The organism is Azoarcus sp. TTM-91, from assembly GCF_012911025.1.
Lineage (GTDB): Bacteria > Pseudomonadota > Gammaproteobacteria > Burkholderiales > Rhodocyclaceae > Azoarcus.
The window spans coordinates 1-1,386 of sequence record NZ_WUEI01000256.1 but is presented as its reverse complement, the minus strand read 5'-3'; the positions used below and the strand labels follow the sequence as shown (position 1 = coordinate 1,386).

The following is a 1,386-nucleotide window of genomic DNA, read 5'->3' as shown; positions in this document are numbered from 1 at the left end:
CTCCCCGGCCCTCGCCCGCGAGGGGGAGGGAGAGGGGGCTGCTCCGGCGGCGTGTGGCTGGCCGCCGGAGCCCCGTTGTTGCTTGTCGGTTCAGGGCTGGCGCTTGTCGTCAAGGCAGGCGAAAAAACGCCCGACGGGTATTGGGCAGGGCGAATGCTGATCGCCATCGCCATCGCCATCGCCATCGCCATCGCCATCGCCATCGCCATCGCCATCGCCATCGCCGGAGCCGGAGCCGGAGCCGGGGATGGCTCGACTCGCCGTCCGGCGTTCCCGCTCACGATAGGCGGAACGCCAGTTCAGTCCGCCGTCACGACCCGGTTGCGGCCTTGTTGCTTGGCTTCGTAGAGGGCGGCGTCGGCGCGGCTGTAGAGCTCGTCGAAGGGGGTGCGGCGGGCGGCCCAGCTGACGCCGAAGCTGGCGGTGACCGGCCATTCGCTGAGTTCGGCCAGCGGTTCGGCGTTGAGGCTTTGCTGGATGCGCAGGGCGGTGGCGCGGGCGCGTTCGAGGTTGGCCTGGGGGTGGAGGATGGTGAATTCCTCGCCGCCGATGCGGCCTATGCTGTCGCCTTGGTCGAGGATGGTCTGCACCCGCCGGATGAGGCCGCGGATCACCGCGTCGCCGGTGGGGTGGCCGAAGCTGTCGTTGATGCGCTTGAAGTGGTCGATGTCGATCACCGTCAGCGCCACCGGGCCGGCGTCCAGCGCGCGCTGCACCCGGTCGATGATGGCACTGCGGTTGTAGATGCCGGTGAGCGGGTCGTGGGTGGCCTTGTATTCCAGCGCGCAGGCGAGGTCCTGCAGCTGTTCGTTGAGGCGGTTGAGCTCGCGTTCGGCGCGGTCGCTGCGGGAGATCAGGCGGTGGGACTCCCGCATCATGCGGGCGTAGTGCTCGGCCAGCGCGGCCAGCGCCTGGCGGTAGATCTCCGCATGCTGGCCTTCCTGCGCGGCGATGGCGCGGGCCTCGCAGAGAATGGCGTTCTCGTGCGCGAACAGCTCGTTGGACGACATCGCTTCAGTCCGCCGGATGGGCGTGGAAGGCCAGCGCGGGGAAATCGACGTGCAGTTCCTCGCCGAACTCCTCGGCGATGTCGTCTTCCCGGTCGTGATACCAGTGCAGGGCGATGCGGCGGCCCTGCTCGGCGGCCTGGTTGAGGGTGTCGAAGAGGCCGAACAGCATCTTGGTGCTGGAGCTGTTGAAGTAGCTCAGGGCCACGTGCACCTCGACTTGCTCGCTACCCTGCAGGCCGGCCACATAGGTTTTCAGCCCGTCGGCGAGGGGGCCGTAGAAGGCGGCGGCATTCTCCGGGTAGGACTCGCCTTCCAGCCGCAGCTGGTGGACGTCGTAGCGGAAATCGACCAGCGGCGTGCTGGCGGTGGCGGGGCG

At 68.8% G+C, this 1,386-nt stretch carries 2 protein-coding genes; both read right to left on the bottom strand.

Annotated features, from left to right (window positions below; all coding sequences use genetic code 11):
- Positions 1–299 precede the first annotated feature (299 nt).
- The gene (locus GRF61_RS24085) at positions 300–1,010 is read right to left on the bottom strand and encodes a GGDEF domain-containing protein (RefSeq protein WP_169153146.1); all 711 of its coding nucleotides are present in this window, start codon (positions 1,008–1,010) and stop codon (positions 300–302) included.
- Between the two features lie 4 nt (positions 1,011–1,014).
- Positions 1,015–1,386, bottom strand: a 372-nt coding sequence (locus GRF61_RS24080; protein WP_169153145.1) for a DUF1987 domain-containing protein, incomplete at its 5' end; no start/stop codon positions are given.